This is a genomic window from Rhizobium sp. WW_1, from assembly GCF_003610155.1.
Classification (GTDB): domain Bacteria; phylum Pseudomonadota; class Alphaproteobacteria; order Rhizobiales; family Rhizobiaceae; genus Rhizobium; species Rhizobium tropici_A.
On sequence record NZ_RAIN01000008.1, the window covers coordinates 101191 to 121346 of the forward strand.

24 protein-coding genes are annotated in these 20156 nt (G+C 60.0%); 20 read left to right on the top strand and 4 right to left on the bottom strand.

The genetic code is table 11. From position 1 onward, the window contains the following. Nucleotides 1–3: 3 nt before the first annotated feature. From BJ928_RS23470 to BJ928_RS23490, 4 genes are all read left to right on the top strand, one after another. Nucleotides 4–1053 carry a putative FMN-dependent luciferase-like monooxygenase gene (locus tag BJ928_RS23470; RefSeq protein WP_047632543.1) on the top strand — a complete coding sequence of 350 codons (1050 nt, stop codon included), beginning with the start codon at nucleotides 4–6 and terminating at the stop codon, nucleotides 1051–1053. 30 nt (nucleotides 1054–1083) lie between these two features. Beyond that, nucleotides 1084–1713 (top strand): CMD domain protein, encoded by a 630-nt coding sequence (locus tag BJ928_RS23475; protein WP_047632545.1) that lies wholly within the window; start codon nucleotides 1084–1086, stop codon nucleotides 1711–1713. A gap of 23 nt (nucleotides 1714–1736) precedes the next feature. Then, a complete protein-coding gene (locus BJ928_RS23480; protein ID WP_047632546.1) occupies nucleotides 1737–2339 on the top strand; it encodes an alkylhydroperoxidase domain protein in 603 nt (200 codons plus the stop codon). Between the two features lie 1161 nt (nucleotides 2340–3500). Then, nucleotides 3501–4025 (top strand): invasion associated locus B family protein, encoded by a 525-nt coding sequence (locus BJ928_RS23490; protein WP_047632549.1) that lies wholly within the window; start codon nucleotides 3501–3503, stop codon nucleotides 4023–4025. Between the two features lie 37 nt (nucleotides 4026–4062). Here the strand turns inward: BJ928_RS23490 and BJ928_RS23495 are convergent, their stop codons facing one another. Then, nucleotides 4063–4974, bottom strand: coding sequence for a GntR family transcriptional regulator (locus BJ928_RS23495; protein WP_047632551.1), 912 nt, complete (start codon nucleotides 4972–4974; stop codon nucleotides 4063–4065). A 155-nt stretch (nucleotides 4975–5129) separates the two neighbouring features. Here BJ928_RS23495 and BJ928_RS23500 point away from each other — a divergent pair, with 155 nt between their 5' ends. From BJ928_RS23500 to BJ928_RS23555, 13 genes are all read left to right on the top strand, one after another. After that, entirely contained in the window at nucleotides 5130–5813 is a 684-nt protein-coding gene (locus BJ928_RS23500) for an amino acid ABC transporter permease (protein ID WP_047632554.1), read from the top strand. A gap of 10 nt (nucleotides 5814–5823) precedes the next feature. Further along, a complete protein-coding gene (locus BJ928_RS23505) occupies nucleotides 5824–6477 on the top strand; it encodes an amino acid ABC transporter permease (protein ID WP_047632556.1) in 654 nt (217 codons plus the stop codon). After that, complete coding sequence (locus BJ928_RS23510; protein WP_047632558.1) at nucleotides 6461–7189, top strand: amino acid ABC transporter ATP-binding protein; 729 nt, start codon at nucleotides 6461–6463, stop codon at nucleotides 7187–7189. The genes BJ928_RS23505 and BJ928_RS23510 overlap by 17 nt, the downstream gene beginning before the upstream one ends. 47 nt (nucleotides 7190–7236) lie before the next feature. Further along, nucleotides 7237–8028 (top strand): transporter substrate-binding domain-containing protein, encoded by a 792-nt coding sequence (locus BJ928_RS23515; RefSeq protein ID WP_047632559.1) that lies wholly within the window; start codon nucleotides 7237–7239, stop codon nucleotides 8026–8028. A 68-nt stretch (nucleotides 8029–8096) separates the two neighbouring features. Next, nucleotides 8097–9110 carry a zinc-binding alcohol dehydrogenase family protein gene (locus tag BJ928_RS23520; RefSeq protein WP_047632560.1) on the top strand — a complete coding sequence of 338 codons (1014 nt, stop codon included), beginning with the start codon at nucleotides 8097–8099 and terminating at the stop codon, nucleotides 9108–9110. Further along, nucleotides 9107–9910 (top strand): SDR family oxidoreductase, encoded by an 804-nt coding sequence (locus BJ928_RS23525; protein WP_052227751.1) that lies wholly within the window; start codon nucleotides 9107–9109, stop codon nucleotides 9908–9910. The genes BJ928_RS23520 and BJ928_RS23525 overlap by 4 nt, the downstream gene beginning before the upstream one ends. A 24-nt stretch (nucleotides 9911–9934) precedes the next feature. Further along, nucleotides 9935–10633 carry an RraA family protein gene (locus BJ928_RS23530; RefSeq protein ID WP_047632561.1) on the top strand — a complete coding sequence of 233 codons (699 nt, stop codon included), beginning with the start codon at nucleotides 9935–9937 and terminating at the stop codon, nucleotides 10631–10633. Between the two features lie 4 nt (nucleotides 10634–10637). Then, a complete protein-coding gene (locus tag BJ928_RS23535; RefSeq protein WP_047632562.1) occupies nucleotides 10638–10970 on the top strand; it encodes a UxaA family hydrolase in 333 nt (110 codons plus the stop codon). Continuing rightward, entirely contained in the window at nucleotides 10967–12160 is a 1194-nt protein-coding gene (locus BJ928_RS23540) for a UxaA family hydrolase (RefSeq protein ID WP_047632563.1), read from the top strand. The genes BJ928_RS23535 and BJ928_RS23540 overlap by 4 nt, the downstream gene beginning before the upstream one ends. Nucleotides 12161–12487: 327 nt before the next feature. After that, a complete protein-coding gene (msuE, locus tag BJ928_RS23545) occupies nucleotides 12488–13048 on the top strand; it encodes an FMN reductase (protein WP_047632565.1) in 561 nt (186 codons plus the stop codon). Nucleotides 13049–13099: 51 nt separating this feature from the next. Then, nucleotides 13100–13270, top strand: coding sequence for a hypothetical protein (locus BJ928_RS38885; protein WP_156151446.1), 171 nt, complete (start codon nucleotides 13100–13102; stop codon nucleotides 13268–13270). Between the two features lie 64 nt (nucleotides 13271–13334). Further along, nucleotides 13335–13919: an alpha/beta hydrolase gene (locus tag BJ928_RS23550; protein ID WP_047632568.1), complete on the top strand. Its 585-nt coding sequence runs from the start codon at nucleotides 13335–13337 to the stop codon at nucleotides 13917–13919. Nucleotides 13920–14034: 115 nt separating this feature from the next. Then, nucleotides 14035–14694 (top strand): peroxiredoxin, encoded by a 660-nt coding sequence (locus BJ928_RS23555; protein WP_047632569.1) that lies wholly within the window; start codon nucleotides 14035–14037, stop codon nucleotides 14692–14694. 57 nt (nucleotides 14695–14751) lie between these two features. On the opposite strand, the gene BJ928_RS23560 is transcribed toward BJ928_RS23555, so the two are convergent. Next, the gene (locus BJ928_RS23560) at nucleotides 14752–15654 is read right to left on the bottom strand and encodes a LysR family transcriptional regulator (RefSeq protein ID WP_047632570.1); all 903 of its coding nucleotides are present in this window, start codon (nucleotides 15652–15654) and stop codon (nucleotides 14752–14754) included. Between the two features lie 94 nt (nucleotides 15655–15748). Here BJ928_RS23560 and BJ928_RS23565 point away from each other — a divergent pair, with 94 nt between their 5' ends. Further along, the gene (locus BJ928_RS23565) at nucleotides 15749–16783 is read left to right on the top strand and encodes an aldo/keto reductase (protein ID WP_047632571.1); all 1035 of its coding nucleotides are present in this window, start codon (nucleotides 15749–15751) and stop codon (nucleotides 16781–16783) included. Between the two features lie 59 nt (nucleotides 16784–16842). Here the strand turns inward: BJ928_RS23565 and BJ928_RS23570 are convergent, their stop codons facing one another. Continuing rightward, nucleotides 16843–17874 (bottom strand): aldo/keto reductase, encoded by a 1032-nt coding sequence (locus BJ928_RS23570; protein ID WP_047632572.1) that lies wholly within the window; start codon nucleotides 17872–17874, stop codon nucleotides 16843–16845. Nucleotides 17875–18154: 280 nt separating this feature from the next. On the opposite strand from BJ928_RS23570, the gene recX reads away from it, so the two are divergent. Both recX and BJ928_RS23580 read left to right on the top strand, forming a co-directional pair. Next, nucleotides 18155–18691 (top strand): recombination regulator RecX, encoded by a 537-nt coding sequence (gene recX, locus BJ928_RS23575; RefSeq protein ID WP_047632574.1) that lies wholly within the window; start codon nucleotides 18155–18157, stop codon nucleotides 18689–18691. 109 nt (nucleotides 18692–18800) lie between these two features. After that, entirely contained in the window at nucleotides 18801–19370 is a 570-nt protein-coding gene (locus BJ928_RS23580) for a DUF922 domain-containing protein (RefSeq protein WP_047632576.1), read from the top strand. A 54-nt stretch (nucleotides 19371–19424) separates the two neighbouring features. Here BJ928_RS23580 and BJ928_RS23585 read toward each other — a convergent pair whose 3' ends face one another. Beyond that, nucleotides 19425–20150 (bottom strand): ribonuclease activity regulator RraA, encoded by a 726-nt coding sequence (locus tag BJ928_RS23585; RefSeq protein ID WP_047632577.1) that lies wholly within the window; start codon nucleotides 20148–20150, stop codon nucleotides 19425–19427. Nucleotides 20151–20156: the final 6 nt, after the last annotated feature.

A 20156-nucleotide genomic window follows, 5' to 3' on the forward strand; every position in this document is an offset into this window, starting at 1 on the left:
CTTATGAGTACCTCAACATCACCGAAGAGACTGGGCTTCTTCAGCCGGGTTCTGGATCAGGCGGATGCAAAAACCCGTTACAGGCTGGTTTCCGAGCAGATCATCCACGCCGAGAGACAGGGCTTCGACAGCGCCTGGGTGGCGCAGCATCACTTCAACGGCGAAGAGGGTGGCTTGCCCGCGCCGCTGGTGTTCCTTGCCGGCCTCGCCCCGCAGACATCAAGTATTCGCTTGGGGACGGGCGTCATTACGCTGCCGATGGAGAATGCGGTGCGCGTCGCCGAAGATACCGCCGTGCTCGACAGTCTGCTCGACGGGCGGCTGGAAGTCGGCTTTGGCACGGGCGGCACTCCGCAGGCCTTCCTTCCCTTCGGTCTGGAAAGCAGCGAGCGTTCGGAGGTCTACGGCAAGCACCTGGCGCTGGTGCGCGATGCCTGGGCGGGCGAGGAACTGACGGGCGGCAATCGGCTCTATCCCGCCGCGCCGCATTTGCGCGACCATGTCTGGCAGGCGACGTTTTCCGTTGGTGGCGGCCTGCGCGCAGGTCGAGACGGCGACGGGCTGATGCTGTCGCGCACGCAGCCGCGTCCGCCCGAAACTCCGGACGCAAAGCTTTGGGACCTGCAGAACCCGATCATCGATGCCTATCTCTCGGCACTGCCGGCTGGACGACAGCCCCGGATCTTGGGCTCGCGGAGCCTTTTTGTTGCCGACAGCAGACAAGAGGCGCTTCATTTCGCCGATATCGGCCTGAGGCGGATCGTCGAGCACTTCAAGGCAACGGGCTTTGCTATTCCCGGCGAAACGACGGCCGATTTGATCGAGGCGTTCGATGTTCATGTCGGCACCCCCGACGATGTCATCGCATCGCTTCAAGCCGATACTGCGCTCGCACGCGTGACGGACCTGGTCTTTCAGGTGCACTCCGTCGACCCGCCGCATGAATATATCCTGCGCTCGCTCGAACTGACCGCAGCTCACGTCGCGCCTGCGCTCGGCTGGGTGCGGCAAGGCGCGACAGAGAGTGAACACCGCCGTGCCGCGCGGGCTTGAACATCAGCATTTTAGGAGAAAGCATCCATCATGACTTTGCAGACGAGAGACATTATCGATTTCCTCGCGGGCATAGATCTCGGCTCGCATCTTGACGTCCTTCGAGCCAAACGACCGGAGACGCGGCTGAATGCCCAGAAGAGCTTTGACGCGCTCTTTGCACCCGAGCATTTGGGAGATGTCACCCTGGAAGAACGCTTTGCCGTTGCGACCTTCGTTGCGGGATTGCACAAGGCGGATGAAGCCGGAAGCTTCTATGCGTCCGGGCTGCGGGAGCAGGCAAACGGTGCCTCGCTTGTCGCGGCCGTCGGCGCCGAAGCTGCGCGCGCCGATACGGCCGGACCTTATGGTCGTTATCCGGCTGGACCGCTTTCCCGCGAGGACCGTCCGGGTCTCGTCTACGAGGTTTCGCACGAGAACCGCGCGCATCTCGGCCCCAAGCTCAGCGCGGCGCTCGAGCACAGCCATCTTCTGGTCTTCCGCCCGAGGGAAGCAAGCGCCGAGGCGTTGCAGAAACTGCTCGACGCAGGCTGGACGATCACCGGCATCGTCACCTTGTCGCAACTGGTCGCATTTCTGGCGTTTCAGATCAGGGTCGTTGCCGGCCTGAGGGCGCTGGCGGCAAATTCCGCCAATGTCGCACAGGCCGCACAAGCCTAATCGAACGAACAAGGGAGCTTTCCATGACCGAAACTGTCATTCACCCCACAATCGAGAACCGGCCGAATGCCTTCACTCAAACCGAAATCGGCTGGACGCCCTGGCTGCAGCCCCTCGACGAAGCTGACCTCACCGAGCGTCACTGGGCCGGGCTCGTGGACGCATCTCGTGCGAAGTCGCCCTATTTCATGCTGTTGGCGCGAGACCCGGATATTCTGCAGGCGCGGACCAAGACCGACAAGGATATCTTCTACAACGTCTCTGCCGGTCTTCCCCGCGCCGAGCGGGAGCTTGCGGCCACGGCTGCCTCGCGGGCGAACGGCTGCATTTTTTGCGCGTCTGTCCATTCGCGGTTCGCCTCCCATCACTCCAGGCGCACGGATGATGTCCAGCGCCTGTTGGATGAGGGGCTTCAGGCCGATCTCGGCAGCCGCTGGAATGCTGTTGTCGAGGCATCGGCTGCCTTGACGGCAACGCCGTCGCAATTTGGTGCAGACGAGATCGCCAGGTTGCGCGAGGAAGGGCTGGATGATCTTGAAATCGCGGACGTGGTCCATGGAGCCGCTTTCTTCAATTGGGCGAACCGGCTGATGCTTTCGCTCGGCGAGCCGACGCCAGCTGCCTGAATACGACGCTTTGGACATGGCCCGGCATATCAGCCGGCCGGGAACAGCTCGCCCCCGCGGGAGAGTGTCTGGTGGATATCGCTTGGAACGCATTGAAAGCGATCATTCCGGCGATGCGCCAGCACCATCCCGTGAGCGATCCAGGCTGAGATGACGGATAGGATCGTGGCCAGGCAGAAACAGATTCTGCTTTGCGAGTTCGTGATAGATCGCAGTCTGTGGTGTGCTCTGAACCAACCGGCCGGCCTGATCTGCTTGCGTAGTTTCCTGCGAAAGACTCCGGCCGGCGTTCTATAGCCGAGACATTTGTACGGCATGGGGTTGAGCCGTTTGCAGATCTCGATCGGGTCGACATATGTTGTCGACGACGGATCAACGTCTCCTGAATGCCATTTTCGCACTCTGCCACAGCTATTCTTGATGGTGGCAGCTAGCTCTCATAGCGGCCGAAACCCTGGACCTCGGATAGCGCATATTGCCGCCAAGGGTGCAGATCATCTGTCGAGGGGTCTCAGGATCGCGCGGGCAAAGTCGGTGGGCTCGGACTTATTGCGCGCGGCATGATCGTCGCTTGGTTCTGCGAGCCTACGGCAAACTTCGCCGCGTGTCGGGGCAAAATTCAACTCGCAATGCAAGATGGAACAGTGCCGGTCCACCGGATCGCCTCGGCTCTCTGAGTGAGGTCGCGGCGTCGGCCCGTGCGATTCAGCTTTCGCATTGCCTTCGCCAACGTCCGAGAAGTCTTGCAGGGTGGAGTAATTCATATTTATTCTTCTGCGAAGACTGTCTTTAGCGGCAAGGAAATCAAAGTAATATTTATCATTCACTATCAACAGATATATTTCATATTCGCCAGATTCATGTATCGCTTACAGATAATTGTTCATGGTGTAATAAATATCCTTTATTAGTGCTGAATGTGGCGCTAAGAATAGTTTTTGAAACTACACCAATTGGAGGTGTGTGGGAGTAAAACTAGCGCTATGAGTTTGCGGAGGCCCAGCTATTTGAAAGCTGGGAGTGTGACCGGGCCCCGCAACATCAGGGCGATACGCAAAGCAGGGGGGGAGCAAATATGAACGCAAGAGCGTCATTCAATCTTATGAAGGGTACCGATGGGCGCCGGCCCATATCGGCAAATCGACCGGGCGGAAGATCTTGATGATCGACCGGACCACCATCGCTGCCGCCGGCTCAGGCGCATTGCAAGAGCGCTACGGCGACTGGATACTTACCATCGTCAATCAGGGGGCAGTGGATCGCACTCGGTCGAGTTACGCGATCTCGTACACGCTGTACGATCTGCAAACGAACGCACCCGTGCTTTCGATCGAGCTCACCCCCAAAGGCGGAAATCTGAAGGGGATGCTGGCTCTGCCATTTGGGCTGCACCTGCGGGGCCGCGGGTTGCTTCGCGATGATGACGTTGCGTTGCGTCCGGCGCGTCGGCCTGGCGCCGCCGTTTCGCGCGGTTGCCTTGTGGAACTGAGCCTCGACGCAGCCATGATTGCTGGCCTGCGACGGCGGCGGAGCCTCTCCGTGGCCTTGGCTGCGGACGACACGGGTCTGGATGTGAATTACACCATCTCGCTCAATGGGTTTGCCGAAGCTCTCAACCGCGCGCTCTCCATCGTCGATCCCTATGACGCAAGAATCGACGCGGACTCTAAGCAGACCCTGCAATAGGGTATCGGTGCCGATGTTGATCGGCGGCTTTGCCGCGTTACTGCATCGCGTTCGAATTTTCGTTCGGCGTTTCCCGGTCGATGCTTGCGAGCAATGTCCGGCGAGCCTCGCTGAGATGCGCCGTGCAAGTCTGGGCAATTTTCCCTTGATCCTTCGACATGATCGCATCGATATAGGCCAGATGCTGGTACACCGCCGCTTCGTTACGGCTGCGCTCGTCCTTCTTGTTCCATTGATAATGGTAGAAGAAGATCAGCGAGATGACGTGGTAGAACTCGGTGACGAAGCGATTGCTGGAAGCGCTGTTGATCAGGCGATGCAACTGCTCGTCCAGAAGCGAGAAGCGATGATAGTCTGTTTCGATCGTCTCCAGCAGCTCGAGATGCTCGCTCCGCAGCCTTCGTAGCTCGTTCCAGCTCGGATCGCCGTCATCGAGTTCCGCAAAGCGCATGACGGATCGCATCTCGAAAATTTCGCGGATATCGGAAAGCTCATTGGCGAATTCGAGCGTCATGCCGCGAAAGACCCATTTGCCGCCGGCTTCGCGCTCCATCAGGCCAAAATGCCGGAAGCTCTGGAGAAACTCCCGGATCGTCGTCGTCGATACGCCCAATTGCCGAGCCAGTTGAAGCGCATTGATCGCCTGACCCGGCCCGCTGTCGGATTGGAGTATCCAAGTCAGGAAGGCACGCTCGACCATCAATGTCGGCGGGATGGTCTCGGCTTCCGTATAGAGCTCGGATGGTTCGGCCGGGCGCCGGACGATCCTGTCCTTGGAAAGAAGCCCGCTCTCCGTCGCCGCTGCCAGACACTTGCGTACCGTCGTCCTGCTGGTCCCGAGAATTCGGCCGATCTCGCGTTCCGAACCGAGAGCGTGTCCGTGACCGACCGATTGCACGTGGCGCAGGAACTCGTTGAACTGACGCTTGAAGAGGTTTTCGGAACGCATCTCGGTTTAATCTCTGCCGGTTTTTTAAACATAAAATACCACTTTAAATCGATCGTCTCAACCGTGTAGATTTCGCCTCAAGCTAGGGAGGATAGCTCGGGAATGAGACCAGCACATTTCGTTGTTCATTGCTGCTGTCGGGAAGACGGCGCCGCATGAGCTACAATTTTGATTTCGAGGGACTGCTTCCCTATTGGGATCAGTTTGCGGGAGGCGTCTGGCTGACGATCCAGCTTTCCGTAGCCGCAACCATTGCAGGGTTTGTGCTAGGCACACTCTGCGCCGTCGCGCGGACCGGCGGCTCGGCAATGCTGAAAGCGGTCGTCGGCGCCTATGTGGACGTCATTCGCAACACGCCGCTGCTGGTGCAGCTATTCATCATCTATTTCGGCATTGCCACGCTCGGTTTGCGCATTCCGGCCAATGTTGCTGCGATCGTCGCGCTCGTCGTCAATATCGGTGCCTATGTCTGCGAGATCATGCGGGCCGGCATCGAGGCCGTTCCGAAGGCGCAGATCGAGGCGGCTGAATGTCTCGGGCTCTCGCCCGCGCAAACCTATTGGCATGTCATTCTGCAGCCGGCGGTCGAACGGGTCTATCCCGCGCTCGTCAGCCAGTTCGTGCTGCTGATGCTCGCGTCGTCGATCACATCGCAGATTTCGGCGGAGGAACTGACGGCGGTCGCCAATCGCATCCAGTCCGACACCTTCCTGTCCTTCGAGACCTACATCGTCGTCGGCGCGCTCTATCTAGCGCTGTCCTTCCTCATGCGATGGACGCTTCTCGGGATCGGCTTCGTGGTCTTCAAGCGCCAGCGCAAGCTCGGCACGGCCTTGTGAGGAGAACCCCATGCCCACTTTCGGCCTGACACAGTTCATCTTCCTGCTCGAAGCCGCGCTTTGGACGCTGGCTTTGTCGGCACTCGGCTTCATCGGCGGCGGCCTGGTCGGTTTCGTTGTCGCCCTGGCGCGCATCTCGCCGAGCCGGATCATCCGCTGGACGGCGACCGCCTATGTGCAACTGATCCAGGGAACGCCTCTCCTGGTCCTGCTTTTCATCGTCTATTTCGGGCTCAGCATTGCCGGGTTCAACAATCTTCCGGCGCTGCTGTCGGCCGGCGTGGCGATTACGCTCTACACCTCGGCCTTCCTTGCCGACATCTGGCGCGGAGCTATCCGGTCGATTGCCAAGACACAATGGGAGGCCGCCGAATGTCTTGGCCTTTCGCGCTGGCAGCGCATGACGCGGGTCATCCTACCCCAGTCGCTGCGTATCGCGACGCCACCCACGGTCGGCTTTCTCGTCCAGGTGATCAAGAACACCTCGCTCGCATCGGCGATCGGCTTCGTCGAACTCGCGCAGGCCGGTAAGCTGATCAACAACTCGACCTTCCAGCCCTTCAGCATCTTCATGGTGGTCGCCGCAATCTACTTCGTCATCTGCTTCCCGCTCACGCTCGCCAGCCGGAAGTTGGAAAGGAAACTGAATGTCTCCAATCGTTAGATTATCCGATGTCCGCAAGAGCTTTGGCGCGCTGCAGGTCCTGAACGGTGTCTCCTTCTCGGTCGAGCCTGGCGAAGTGGTTGCCATCATCGGCCAGTCCGGCTCGGGCAAGTCGACCGCTCTGCGGTGCATCGATGCGCTGGAAACCATTCAGGGTGGCGAAATCGAGGTTTGCGGCCATAAGATCCATTCGTCCGACCTGGACAAACGCGCGCTTCGGCGCGACGTCGGCATTGTTTTCCAGAGCTACAATCTTTTCCCGCATCTGACTGTTCTGGAGAATGCGTCGCTGGCGCTGAACTGTGTCAAGAAACTGAGCAAGGCGGAAGCACGGGATATATCGCTCGACTGTCTCGGACGCGTGGGGCTTGCGGAGAAAGCCTCTTTCTATCCGGAGCAACTGTCCGGCGGCCAGCAGCAGCGCGCTGCGATCGCACGGTCATTGGCCATGCAGCCGCAGGTCATGCTGTTCGATGAGGTGACATCGGCGCTTGATCCCCAATTGACCGGCGAAGTGCTGAAGGTCATCGAAAACCTCGCCCGTGGCGGCATGACGATGATCCTCGTCACCCATGAGATGGCTTTCGCCCGGAAAGTCGCGAGCCACATCCTTTATATGCATCTCGGCAGGGTTTGGGAACATGGCCCGGCGGCCTTGCTCGATGCCCCGCAGACCGAGGAACTGCGCAGTTTCGTCGGCAACGGGCTCTGAGAACCATGGCCAGCGAAACTCAATCAAAAACAAACCGGAGGAGAACCATGAAGCGTCGTCACATTCTAGCAGCCACCGCAGTTGCGATCCTGGGCATGTGTGCCAGCCATGCGCAGGCGGATGCGCTTGCGGATATTCAGGCTCGGAAAAAGGTGCTCATCGCCCTTGATCTCGGCTCGCCGCCATTCGGCATGATCGATGCGAACATGCAGCCCTACGGCTCCGATGTCGAAGTCGCCAAGCTTCTCGCCGAGCAGCTAGGTCAGCCGCTCGACGTTGTCCAGGTCACCAGCCCGAACCGCATCCCCTACCTGCAGACAGGCAAGGCGGATATGGTGATCGCGTCGCTCAGCATTACCGACGAGCGCAAGAGAGTTATCGATTATTCCAAGCCCTATGGCGTGATCCAGTCGGTCATCGCAGCGCCCGCCGGCCAGGCCGTCAAGACCATGGCTGATCTCAAGGGTAAGCGCATCGGCACGACGCGCGGCAGTGTCAACGACAAGGAAGTCACCAAGGTCAACGATGGCGCGGAAATCGTGCGTTACGATGACGACGCAACTCTGGTCACGGCGCTCGTCAGCGGTCAGGTCGATGTCATGGCGACGTCGCCGCAAATCATGAAGGCGGCGAACGAGCGCAATCCCGCTTCGAAATTCGAGGTGAAGATGGTGCTCAAGGTATTCCCCTATGCCATCGGCATCCGCAAGGGCGAGGCGGCGCTGAAGCAACGCCTCGACAAGTTCGTCGACGAGAACCTCGCCAATGGCAAACTCAACGAGATCTACAAGAAATATAACGGCGTCGACCTGCCGGCCGACATCGCCACTCTGAACTGATCTGTTTCCAGCGAACCGGGCGCAAGCGTCCGGTTCGCTCCCCCCAAATCCGGAAAAGGTATCGTCACGTGAAAGCCCTGTTGATCGAAAGTGAAGGCGTCAGCCGTTTCACCGATGTCGCTCGCCCAAAGCTCGGGGACGGCGATGTCCGCGTTGCCGTTCGCCATGTCGGCATTTGCGGGAGTGATCTCAACACGTTTCGAGGTCTGAACCCGCTCGTGGAATTGCCGCGCATTCCCGGCCACGAAATCGGCGGCGAGATCATCGAGACCGGCTCTGACGTTCCGTCCGCCTATCAACAGGGACGACGAGTGATCGTTCTTCCCTACACGAGTTGCGGCACTTGCTCTTCCTGCCGCAAGGGACGGGTGAATGCCTGCCGTTACAATCGGACGCTTGGCGTCCAGCAGGACGGCGGTCTTGCCGAAGAAATCGTTCTTCCTGCGGAAAAGCTCATCCTGAATGACACGCTTGATCCTCGCTTTCTTGCTTTGGTCGAGCCGTTGTCCGTGGGCTTCCACGCCGTGGCGCGCGGGCGGGTGTCGTTGAGCGACCGTATCGTCGTGCTGGGTTGCGGGATGATCGGCATGGGCGTGGTGATCGGCGCGGTTGCGCGCGGGGCCGAAGTGATTGCCGTAGATCTCAGTCCGGAAAAGACGGCGCTGGCGCAACGGTTCGGCGCGCGTCATGCCATCAATGCCGGTACGGAAGATGTCGGCGCGCGCATCGTTGAATTGACCGATGATCAGGGCGTCGATGTCGCTTTCGAGGCGGTCGGTCTTCCGGAGACGTTTCGTCAGGCGATTGATCTCGCCGGCTTTTGCGGCCGCGTCGTCTATGTCGGCTACGCCAAGGCTCCCGTGACCTATCAGACCCAGATGTTCAACTTGAAGGAGCTCGATATCATGGGCTCGCGCAACGCGACCAGGTCCGATTTCGACGCGGTGATCGATTATCTCGAAACGATAGGCGACCGCGCCGCCTCGCTTATTTCCAAAACCATACCCTTTGCCGAAGCCGAAAGCGCCTTGCCCTATTGGGACAAGAACCGCGACGTTTTGAAGGTCATTGTCGAGAGATGAACACACAAACACACACAGAAACTTCAGCCGTACTTCCAGACTGGCGTGGCGCATTCCGGCTGGACGGGCAACGCGCGCTGGTGACCGGCGGTGGCAGCGGCCTGGGCCTTGCGATCGCGCGCTGCCTTGCAGCCTCCGGTGCCGAAGTGGTGCTTTCGGGCCGGAGGGCGGATCTCCTCGATGAAGCGGCCACGGCAATCGGTCCTCTGGCGAAAACGGCACCGCTCGACCTGCGCGATCTTGCCTCCATCAAGAGCTTCGCTGCCGGGGTTGAGGAGGCGCACGGCCAGATCGATATCGTCGTCAACAATGCCGGGAATACAGTGAAGAAGCCGTTCGAGGAGTCCGACATTGCCGATTTTGACGAAGTCATGGACGTTCATGTCCGCGGAGCGCTGGAGCTGACCCGTCAATTTCTGCCGGGCCAGATCGCCAGGGGACGCGGCTGCGTGCTCTTTACCGCATCCATGACATCCTTCATCGGCCAGCCGCTGGTGATGGGCTACACGACGGCGAAAACGGCACTGACGGGCGCCGTGCGCGGGCTCTCGGCCGAGTTCGCCGGTCGGGGCATCCGCGTCAACGCCGTGGCGCCCGGCTGGATCGATACCGACCTGTTTCAGAAGGCAACGGCCAACGACCCGGCCCGCCGCGCCAAGATCATGGGCCGCATCCAGATGAACCGTCTCGGCTCAGCCGAGGAAATCGGCTGGACCTGCGCTTTCCTCGCATCGCCGGCCGCCGGCTACATCACCGGCCAGACCATTATCGTCGACGGCGGCGCCGTCGTCGGCTTTTAGAATTGCAATTGGGGGAGGATTCCCATGAATACCACAGTGAACCACGCAACCGACGCCGATCTGTTCCGCATCTTGAAAACGGAACTCTTTACCGCTGTTGTCGGCGACATTCTCGACACGCTCGGCCATCGCCGGCAGTTCCTGCCGGCCGGCATCAAGCCGTTGCGGGACGATATGAAAATCGCCGGCCGCGCCATGCCGGTGCTTGAGGCCGACGTCTTTTCGGACGGAAAGGGTTCCTTCGGCCCGCTGGCGGAAAAGCCGTTCGGCATCATGTTCGAAGCGCTGGATTCACTGAAGCCGGGCGACGTCTATATCGCCACGGGCTCGTCGCTGCGCTACGCTCTCTGGGGCGGTCTGATGTCGACGCGGGCCATACATCTGAAGGCGGCGGGCGCCATCCTCGACGGTTATGTGCGTGATGCCGACGAAATCGAGCGGCTCGGCTTCCCGGCTTTCTCCCGCGGGATCTACGCACAGGATCAGGGGCCTCGCGGTAAGGTCATCGACTACAATACCTCGATCGAAATCGAAGGTATCCGCATCGAGCCCGGCGATCTCCTTTATGGCGACCGCGAAGGCGTTCTCGTCATCCCAAAGGCCGTCGAGAAGGAAGCCATCTCGCTCGCTCTGGAAAAGGTGCGTACCGAAAACAAGGTGGCCGAGGCAATCCGCAATGGCATGAGCACGGTCGAAGCCTTCGCGACGTTTGGAGTGATGTGACATCATGGGTTCTGGCGTACCGCTATCGCATGCCGATGATCCACGGCTGCTGCTGCTTGCGGAAAAGGACAATGTTCTCGTCTGTCGAGAAGACATTGCCGGAGGGGAGCGGATTTACGTCGGAGGGCGGGAGATCACGCTCGCAAGGACCATTCCGCGCGGTCACAAGATCGCGCGGCGTGACATCGCGCAGGGTGACAAGGTCTACAAATACGGCGCGCCGATCGGCTCCGCCGTCGCGCCGATCACACCCGGCGATCATGTCCACGTCCACAACGTCAAGAGCGACTACACGCCGAGCCACTTCTTCGACATTCAGGAGGTTGCCAAGAAATGACCCTGCAAGGCTATCTGCGGCCCGATGGCCGCAAGGGCATTCGCAATATCGTCGCAGTCGCCTATCTGGTGGAATGTGCTCATCATGTCGGACGTCAGATCATCTCGGCTTTCGATGGGCAGGAGGTCCATCTCATCGGCTTCCCCGGCTGTTTTCCCAATGCCTATGCCCAAAGGATGATGGAGCGGCTCTGTACGCATCCGAATATCGGCGCGGTTCTGCTTCTGTCGCTCGGCTGCGAAAGCTTCAACAAATACTCGCTATCCAAGGTCATCGAGGAGAGCGGCAGACCGGTGAAGACGCTGACGATCCAGAATGATGGCGGCACGCGCAGCACGATTGCGGCCGGTCGTGCCTGGGTCGATGAGCAGCTTGAAAAGCTGGCACTCGATGAGCGGGTGCCGATGGATATCAGCGAACTGATCGTTGGCACGGTCTGCGGTGGGTCCGACGGAACAAGCGGCATTACCGGCAATCCGGCGGCGGGCAGGGCTTTCGATGCTCTGGTGGCGGCCGGAGCGACCTGTATCTTCGAGGAAACCGGAGAACTCATCGGCTGCGAGGAGATCATGGCCGATCGGGCGGTTACACCGGAACTCGCCGACGAGCTTCGCGCGTCAGTCGCCAAGGCCGCACGCTACTATGCGACCCTCGGCTATGGCAGCTTTGCGCCCGGCAATGCCGATGGCGGGCTGACGACGATCGAGGAGAAGTCGATGGGCGCCTATGCCAAGTCGGGTGCGTCGCCGATCTCCGGCCTGATCAAGCCCGGCGACATTCCGCCGCGCGGTGGTCTTTACCTGATGGATGTGGTGCCCGATGGCGAGGTACGGTTCGGCTTTCCGAATATTTCCGACAATGCCGAAATAGTCGAGATGATCGCCTCCGGCTGTCACATGGTATTCTTTGTCACCGGCCGCGGCTCGGTCTCGGGCTCCGCAATCTCGCCGGTCATCAAGATCTGCGCCAATCCAGACACCTTCCGCCGGCTTGAGGAAGATATGGATGTCGATGCCGGCCGTATTCTGGAGGGACGAGCGAGCCTTGACGAAGTCGGCCAGGAAATCGTCACCCTGCTGCGGGACGTTGTCGGCGGCAAGCCGACGAAGTCGGAAAGTCTAGGACATCAGGAATTTATCCTCACCTACAAGTCCTTTGAGCCGATCGGGCCGGCATGCCTGCCGGCATAGACCGCGGGCTTGCTGGACCATAAGAGGATACGAGATTGCTGCCGTGGCGCACGGTCACGGACAATATTCGCCTGCCGCACGATAACGGCTGCGGCAGGTGCACGTGTGACTACCGACAAGACGGATGCGCTGCTGCAATCGAGGGACCTTCCTGCGATTGCTATCCTTGAGCTCGCCCTGTCTACTCCCCTCCATCCGCCTGTCGCAGCGTAGAAAGAGATTTTCCATTTCCAGTGCCTTGAGAGATCGCTGTTTCTTTTAATCCACTATTTTTATGGACAATATTCGGATTATCGAAAACGCATACGATCGTCGGAAGGGATGAGAATGAGTGCGCCCAAACTTGTTGGCATTGCCGGCAGCTTCAACAGGCCATCGAAGACTTACTCACTGGTCCGGACCGTCGCCGATCTGGCAAGCCAACGATATGGCTTTGCAAACAAGGTCTATGATCTGCACGATGTCGGCGTCTCGCTCGGTGCAGCCCAGTCGCGCAAGGATCTCGATGAGCAGGCGAAGGGCGTGATAGACGAGATCGTCTCAGCGGATGTGCTGATCGTCGGCTCTCCGACCTTCAAGGGTTCCTATCCCGGGCTGTTCAAGCACCTGATTGACCTCATCGATCCGCACGAGCTGCGCGCCAAGCCGATCATCATCACCGCGACCGGCGGCGGGGACAGGCATGCCCTGATGGTGGAACATCAGCTGCGGCCGCTCTTCGGTTTCTTCATGGCGCATACCTTGCCGACCGCCGTTTACGCGTCGGATCGCGATTTTACCGATTACAAGGTTTCGTCGGAACCGCTCTCCCATCGGATCAACGAGGTCGTCGGCGAGCTCGCAGCTTTCTTTCCGCATTCGGTGACGGTGCTCGCTGCGGCAGAATGACAAGCGTTTTCAGCTCTTTACCTTGGATTTGTCAACAGAATGGAGGATTACATGAAGTGGAATGTCATCAGCCGCCTGAAGACGGTTTTGGCCCGGCGCTCGTCGCAGCGCGAAAAGACGGCCACCCAGTCCGTCGACCGGGCAGGGTCTGCCGAAAGGGAACTCTCGGCGCGCGACTATGAGATGTTTTACTGGTGCACGGCGCCGGCGCCCTGGTACTAACCGGATTTATCCTTGATGTACCATCCGCGCGGTGCATTCAACCGCTTTTCCTTGTGAGGCTTTCATGACCAGAATACTGATCGTGCCTGGCCTTTTCGGCTCGGGCGAGGGGCATTGGCAGCGCTATTGGCTGCAGGATCATCCGGACGTTCGGCTCGTCGAGCAGGACGACTGGGATTTTCCCAGCATCGGCAGTTGGATGGACAAGCTGGAAGTCGCGCTGGAAGAGGCGGGCGAAGCCTATATCGTCGCACACAGCCTCGGCTGCTTGCTGACGGCGAGATTGGCCGGACGGCCGGCCGCGCGCAGGGTCAAAGGGGCGCTGCTCGTTGCGCCATGCGATATTCCGACAACCGAAGCCTTGCATGCGGGACATGTTTCCTTCGGCACGATGCCGACGGAAGCTCTGCCTTTCCCCAGCATGACGGTCGGAAGTCTGAACGACATCTATATGAGCCTCGATAGGCTCTCCATGTTCGGGCGGCTCTGGAATTCCGATGTCCGCAACATCGGCCTTGCCGGGCATATCAATATAGCGAGCGGCTTCGGGCGCTGGCCGAGCGGTTACGGCTTTCTCGAAATGTTGAAGGCACGCAGCAGACATCGCAGGCCGCAGGCGTTTTCGACTGCAATCGCCGCGTCGATTTAAAAGAAGGGCTTTTCATATCGGACATTCGACGCCATTGTGCGGCGGATTTTTTGATCCCGCTCCTCAGCCGCCCATCCCAGCGCGCAACGGGAGGAGATTTTTTGGAGGTAAGACAATGAGTTTGCGCATCAACGATATCGCTCCGGATTTTAAGGCGGAGACGACGCAGGGTGAAGTTCAGTTCCACGATTGGATCGGCGACGGCTGGGCTGTGCTCTTCTCGCACCCGAAGAATTTCACGCCGGTCTGCACGACGGAGCTCGGTGCGATGGCTGGTCTCGAAGGCGAATTCCGCAAGCGCGGCGTCAAGATCATCGGTATCTCGGTCGATCCTGTCGAAAGCCATGGCCGCTGGAAGAATGACATCAAGACGGCAACCGGCTTCGACGTCGATTATCCGCTGATCGGCGACAAGGATCTGAAGGTCGCGAAACTTTACGACATGCTGCCGGCAGCTGCTGGTGAAAGTTCGGAAGGCCGCACGCCTGCCGACAATGCTACGGTTCGTTCCGTCTTCGTCATCGGTCCGGACAAGAAGATCAAGCTGGTCCTCACCTATCCGATGACGACGGGCCGCAACTTCGGCGAGATCCTGCGCGCGATCGATTCGATTCAGCTGACTGCAAAGCATCAGGTGGCGACGCCTGCAAACTGGCAGCAGGGTGAAGATGTCATCATCACCGCTGCAGTTTCCAACGAAGACGCCATCACCCGCTTCGGCTCGTTCGACACGGTATTGCCCTATCTGCGCAAGACCCGCCAGCCATCCGCCTGATCGGCGGCGCACTGAAAATTCAATTGATGCGATGCGGCCTCAGGGCCGCATCGTCTTTTAAAGGTGAACGTTTTCGCGCAGGAATTCCAGCAAGGCGCGTACGCGGGCCGGCAGCGGGCCGCCCTGACCGATGTAGACGGCATGGAATTCTTCGATGTCGCCCGGATTGAACTCCTCCAGCACCTGTCGCAGGCGACCCGCCTCGATATCCGATTTGACGGTGAAGGCACTGAGGCGCGCCAGACCTGCGCCGCCAAGCACAAGATGACGCATCGCCTCGCCGTCGCTCACCTGCAGCCTGCGGGAGCCGGGGACGGTTGCGACCTCGCCATCGATGCGCAAGGGCCAGCCTTCGACCGAGCGGGAATAGGCAAAGCCGATGCGACAATGTTTTGCCAGCTCGGCGGGAGAGCGCGGCGTGCCGTGTCGCCCCAGATAGTCCGGCGAGGCGACGATGACGTTTCGTGTCGTTCCAAGCTTGCGGGCGGTGAGACTAGAACTCTTCAGCGGTCCGGCCCGGATCGCCACATCGGTACGCTCTTCCATCAAGTCGACGACAAGATCGGTATGGAAGATCTCCAGCGAGACATTGGGGTGCAGGGCCATGAAGGCTGGAATGAGCGGAGCCAGCACATGATTGCCAAAAGAGCCGCTGGTGTTGATGCGGATATGTCCGGCAACCTGCTCCCCCGCCGAGGCATGACGCTCGGCCTCGGCGATATCGGCAAGGATCGCAACGCTGCGTTCGAAGAAGGCGCAGCCCTCCGGCGTCAGCTGCAGCCGCCTGGTCGAGCGATGGATGAGGCGCGCGCCGAGGCGTTTTTCCAATCTCGTGATGAGCTTGCTGACAGCTGACGGCGTCATGCGGCAGGCTTTGGCGGCGGCGGTGAAACCACCGAGTTCCACGGCGCGCACGAAGACTTCCATTTCTCCGGAGCGATTGATGTCTTGACGGCTCATGATGAATTGAAATCACATATCTGTTTCTCTTCGGCAATCTATATCACGTTTGTGCAAGCGTCTATCTATCTGAAGAACCAACAGGAGATAGACGATGGAATACAGAAATCTCGGTGCTTCCGGCTTGCGCGTTCCGGTCCTCAGTTTCGGTGCTGGAACCTTTGCCGGCAGCGGCCCTCTCTTCAGCGCCTGGGGCTCGACGGATGCGGCGGAGGCGCGGCGTCTGGTCGATATCTGCCTGGAGGCGGGCGTCAATCTCTTCGACACTGCCGATGTCTACTCGGCCGGTGCCTCGGAGGAAGTGCTCGGTGAGGCGATCCGGGGCAGACGGGATGCCGTGTTGATCTCGACCAAGACTGCTCTGCCCATGGGCGATGGACCGGCCGATTGGGGGAGTTCCCGTTCGCGGCTGATCAAATCGGTGGACGCTGCGCTGCGCCGTCTCGGCACCGATTACATCGACCTGCTGCAGTTGCACGCCTTCGATGCGTCGACGCCGGTCGAGGAGACGCTCTCCACGCTGGATAGTCTCGTGAAGGCGGGAAAGATCCGTTACATCGGTGCCTCCAATTTCTCCGGCTGGGAGCTGATGAAATCGCTCGCCGCATCGCAGAAGCATTCCTATGTGCGCCACGTCGCCCATCAGGTCTATTATTCGCTCGCCGGCCGCGATTACGAATGGGAGCTGATGCCTTTGGCCAGCGATCAGAACGTCGGCGCACTGGTCTGGAGCCCGCTGGCATGGGGCAGGCTGACGGGCAAGATCCGCCGCGGCCAGCCATTGCCGCAGACGAGCCGGCTGCACGAGACGGCGACTTTCGGGCCGCCAGTCGACGACGAGAAGCTGTTCGATATCGTCGACGTGCTGGATGAAATTGCGGGCGAGACGGGTAAGAGTGTGCCGCAGATCGCGATCAACTGGCTGGTGAACCGGCCGACCGTTGCAAGCGTCATCATCGGTGCGCGCAATGAAGAGCAGTTGCGGCAAAATCTCGGTGCGGTCGGCTGGGTGCTTTCGAAAGAGCAGATCGAGAGGCTGGACAAGGTCAGCGAGCTGACGGCGCCCTATCCCTATTTTCCGTATCGGCGCCAAGAAGGTTTCGCCAGACTGAATCCGCCGCTGGTTTGACGCCATAGATGATCGAGACGACGGCGGCGAAGCAAAACTGCTCCGCCGCCGAATGCATTTTAGCGGCCACCCTCGATCTTGCGGTGGCGCTGGTTCCGTCCGCTTTCTCCATAAGGATAGGCAGCAGGCTGCGGTGCGCTGATCTGGTTCAGCTTGTCCGTCTCCGCATCGGTCAGTTTCAGTTCGGCAGCACCCAAATTGTCGGCAAGTTGCTCGGATGTGCGGGCGCCGAGGATGACCGAGGTCACGGCCGGACGAGCGGCCGTCCAGGCAAGCGCGACCTGCGCCATGCTGACGCCACGCGCCTTAGCGATCTCCTCCACGGTTTCGATGATCGCCCAGGTCCGCTCCTGAGCATTGCGCGCGGCATAGGCTTCGCTGCCGCGGTTGGGGTTTTCGCCGAGCCTTGTCGCGCCGCTCGGCGTCTCGTCGCGCTTATATTTGCCGGTCAGCCAGCCGCCACCGAGCGGCGACCAGGGCAGCAGGCCCATGCCGGCATCGAGGCAGGCATCGACGATCTCAAGCTCGATATCGCGCGCGAGCAGATTATATTGCGGCTGCAGCGTCACGGGACGCGTATAGCCGCGTGCCTTGGCGATTTCCGCCGCCTTGGCAATGTGCCAGCCGACATAGTTGGAAAAGCCGTAATAACCGATCTTGCCGGCACGCACGGCATCATCGAGAAAGCGCAGCGTTTCCTCGATCGGCGTCAGGGCATCCCAGGCATGCATCTGATAGAGATCGATGTGCTCGAGGCCGAGACGGCGCAGCGAGTCGTCCAGGGCTTGTCCCAGATGCCGACGCGAAAGACCGATATCGTTCGGGCCCTTGCCCATCGGGAAACGCCCCTTGGTAGCGACGACGGCCTGGCGGGCCTCGGTCGGGCGAGCCTTCAACCAGCGGCCGATGATCTCTTCCGACTTGCCGGCGCTGTAGACATCGGCGGTATCGATGAAATTGCCGCCCCACGCGAAATAATCGTCCAGCAGCTTATGTGACGCGGCCTCACTCGCTTCCGCGCCGAAGGTCATGGTGCCAAGGCAATAAGCCGTGACAACGGCCCCGCTTGGGCCGAGCTTGCGATAATCCATTCCTGCCTCCTCTGAACGGAGCGCTGGCGACCGATCGGCAAAGCTCTCGGGCGAGCTGCAGGCTCCGTGATCCATAGCAATGTGGTGCTTGAGACGGCCTCCACCGTCGATGGGATTCGACGCTCGGCGTTTTACCGCCTTGGCCGCATGGAAAGCATAACCAATCATCCCATGATTACCAAGCGAATTTGGATGGAAAATCACCTTCGTTGCCTGGGTCGCTTGGGTCGCGCTAAAGTCCCTGTCGTTATGATTCTCCTTTCACCGAATGCCTTCCTGCATGGATGAACCGCCGACCAGCCGCATGCTCTCCTGGGCACGCAACTCCACGATCTATCGCCTCGAACGCCGGATGATGACGGAGAAGCAACTGTTCGACGCGATCGCCAAGAAAGCGAAGCAGAAGTTCGAGGATATCAGCGAGGCGCAGATCAAGGCGCTTGCGGATTTCGCGGTCAAATTCGCTTATGAGCTGAAGGTGCTCGACGATGTCACCTTCGCCGAGATCAGCACGCGCTCGGCGGTCCGCTCCGGCAAGTCGAAGAAAGCGATCGCCTTCAAGCTCGCCTCCAAAGGCATCGACGGCGAGACCGTCGTTGCGGCGGTTGGCGAGGTCGATGATCTCCATTCCGCCGTCATCTTTGCCAGGAAACGCGGCTTCGGGCCGTTCCGACGTGGCGATCTCGACGACAAGCGCAAGGCGAAGGAATTATCCGCCTTCGCCCGCAGCGGTTTCAGCTTTGCGATCGGCAAAAGGGTCTTCGACATGGAGCGAGAAGACGCCGAAGAGCTATTGCAGTCGGCTTCGACCTTTTGAAGCTGGATGCTCATTGAAATGGCGGGGGTCAACCGCTAGCTTTGCCGCGCTTGACTAGGGTGTGCAGGGGAAGTTTGTGAAAGCATATATTCGATCACTTGCGGCGGCGATGGCAATTGCCTCTTTGCCGATGACAGCTCATGCCGACTGGCAGGCCGTGGAAACGACCAAGACCTACGCGATTTCCGGAACCTCCGGCCGCGAACTCTACGATTCGATCGGCGAACGCGGCCCACTGCTCGGCCCCAAGGTCAGGGCGATTGCGCATACCGATTTCAAGCTGACCTGGACGCGGAAATATGAGCCGCAGCCGGACGGTGCCTGCAAGATCACCGTCAACATACCGAAATTGATCATCACCTACACCCTGCCGAAGCCTTCGGCGCAATTGCCGGCCTTGACCCGCAAGAGCTGGCAGACGTTCATCGCCGGGGTCGAGGCGCATGAGCGCGTGCATGGCGGATACATCAAGGATATGGTCAAGGAAATCGAGGCCATGAGCGTCGGCTTTACCGTGCCCAATGATCCGAAGTGCAGCAAGATCCGTGTGGAGCTGACGAAGCGGCTCGGTGAAATTTCCAACAAGGAGCGGCGGCGCAACAGTGATTTCGACAAGGTCGAATTCAGCGATGGCGGCAACCTCCAGCAGCTCGTGCTGAAGCTCGTCAAGGAAGAGTAGTTCGAGGAGCGCAGCCGGTTGGATGCCTTCCGGCTGCGCCCGCTTGAAAATGGATCAGCGGCCCTTCTTTTTCCGCCATTCGGCGAACTTTTGTTTCGGAGCATCGCTCGTCGCCGGATAGAGCCCGATGATGGTTGCGCCATTCATCACCTCTTCGGTGACAAAATCCTCATAGGCCGTCATTTCCACGGTCTCGTTGGCGATTTCATCGGCAAGATGGGCCGGAATGACGATGACGCCCTCATTGTCGCCGACAAGAACGTCGCCGGGGAAAACCGCAACGTCGCCGCAGCCGATCGGGCCGTTGATTTCGATCGCCTGATGCAGCGTCAGGTTCGTCGGGGCGGACGGGCGGTGGTGATAGGAGGGGATATCGAGGGCGGCGATTTCCGGGCTGTCGCGGAAACCGCCATCGGTGACGACGCCGGCAACGCCGCGCACCTGCAGCCGCGAGATGAGGATGGAGCCTGCCGAAGCGGCGCGTGCGTCCTTGCGGCTATCCATGACCAGCACGAAGCCGGGTGGGCATTGTTCGACGGCGGCACGCTGCGGATGTTCCGGGTTGCGGAAGACTTCGAGCGTGTTCAGGTCTTCGCGCGCCGGAATATAGCGGAGTGTAAAGGCCTGGCCGACCATATTCGCCTTCTTCGGCGAGAGTGGCCGCACATCCTGGATGAACTGGTTGCGCAGGCCGCGCCGGAAAAGCGCGGTGGCGATCGTCGGTGTCGCCACGCCCATCAGCTTGTCGCGCGTCTCATTGCTCAGCACGTAATTGCTCATGCGGTA

What these genes read in the sequence shown, in the direction of transcription:
- BJ928_RS23470 (WP_047632543.1), top strand. Translation starts at nt 4, where the DNA reads ATGAGTACCTCAACATCACCGAAGAGACTGGGCTTCTTCAGCCGGGTT.
- BJ928_RS23475 (WP_047632545.1), top strand. Translation starts at nt 1,084, where the DNA reads ATGACTTTGCAGACGAGAGACATTATCGATTTCCTCGCGGGCATAGAT.
- BJ928_RS23480 (WP_047632546.1), top strand. Translation starts at nt 1,737, where the DNA reads ATGACCGAAACTGTCATTCACCCCACAATCGAGAACCGGCCGAATGCC.
- BJ928_RS23490 (WP_047632549.1), top strand. Translation starts at nt 3,501, where the DNA reads ATGATCGACCGGACCACCATCGCTGCCGCCGGCTCAGGCGCATTGCAA.
- BJ928_RS23495 (WP_047632551.1), bottom strand. Translation starts at nt 4,974, where the DNA reads ATGCGTTCCGAAAACCTCTTCAAGCGTCAGTTCAACGAGTTCCTGCGC.
- BJ928_RS23500 (WP_047632554.1), top strand. Translation starts at nt 5,130, where the DNA reads ATGAGCTACAATTTTGATTTCGAGGGACTGCTTCCCTATTGGGATCAG.
- BJ928_RS23505 (WP_047632556.1), top strand. Translation starts at nt 5,824, where the DNA reads ATGCCCACTTTCGGCCTGACACAGTTCATCTTCCTGCTCGAAGCCGCG.
- BJ928_RS23510 (WP_047632558.1), top strand. Translation starts at nt 6,461, where the DNA reads ATGTCTCCAATCGTTAGATTATCCGATGTCCGCAAGAGCTTTGGCGCG.
- BJ928_RS23515 (WP_047632559.1), top strand. Translation starts at nt 7,237, where the DNA reads ATGAAGCGTCGTCACATTCTAGCAGCCACCGCAGTTGCGATCCTGGGC.
- BJ928_RS23525 (WP_052227751.1), top strand. Translation starts at nt 9,107, where the DNA reads ATGAACACACAAACACACACAGAAACTTCAGCCGTACTTCCAGACTGG.
- BJ928_RS23530 (WP_047632561.1), top strand. Translation starts at nt 9,935, where the DNA reads ATGAATACCACAGTGAACCACGCAACCGACGCCGATCTGTTCCGCATC.
- BJ928_RS23535 (WP_047632562.1), top strand. Translation starts at nt 10,638, where the DNA reads ATGGGTTCTGGCGTACCGCTATCGCATGCCGATGATCCACGGCTGCTG.
- BJ928_RS23540 (WP_047632563.1), top strand. Translation starts at nt 10,967, where the DNA reads ATGACCCTGCAAGGCTATCTGCGGCCCGATGGCCGCAAGGGCATTCGC.
- msuE (WP_047632565.1), top strand. Translation starts at nt 12,488, where the DNA reads ATGAGTGCGCCCAAACTTGTTGGCATTGCCGGCAGCTTCAACAGGCCA.
- BJ928_RS38885 (WP_156151446.1), top strand. Translation starts at nt 13,100, where the DNA reads ATGAAGTGGAATGTCATCAGCCGCCTGAAGACGGTTTTGGCCCGGCGC.
- BJ928_RS23550 (WP_047632568.1), top strand. Translation starts at nt 13,335, where the DNA reads ATGACCAGAATACTGATCGTGCCTGGCCTTTTCGGCTCGGGCGAGGGG.
- BJ928_RS23555 (WP_047632569.1), top strand. Translation starts at nt 14,035, where the DNA reads ATGAGTTTGCGCATCAACGATATCGCTCCGGATTTTAAGGCGGAGACG.
- BJ928_RS23560 (WP_047632570.1), bottom strand. Translation starts at nt 15,654, where the DNA reads ATGAGCCGTCAAGACATCAATCGCTCCGGAGAAATGGAAGTCTTCGTG.
- BJ928_RS23565 (WP_047632571.1), top strand. Translation starts at nt 15,749, where the DNA reads ATGGAATACAGAAATCTCGGTGCTTCCGGCTTGCGCGTTCCGGTCCTC.
- BJ928_RS23570 (WP_047632572.1), bottom strand. Translation starts at nt 17,874, where the DNA reads ATGGATTATCGCAAGCTCGGCCCAAGCGGGGCCGTTGTCACGGCTTAT.
- recX (WP_047632574.1), top strand. Translation starts at nt 18,155, where the DNA reads ATGGATGAACCGCCGACCAGCCGCATGCTCTCCTGGGCACGCAACTCC.
- BJ928_RS23580 (WP_047632576.1), top strand. Translation starts at nt 18,801, where the DNA reads ATGGCAATTGCCTCTTTGCCGATGACAGCTCATGCCGACTGGCAGGCC.
- BJ928_RS23585 (WP_047632577.1), bottom strand. Translation starts at nt 20,150, where the DNA reads ATGAGCAATTACGTGCTGAGCAATGAGACGCGCGACAAGCTGATGGGC.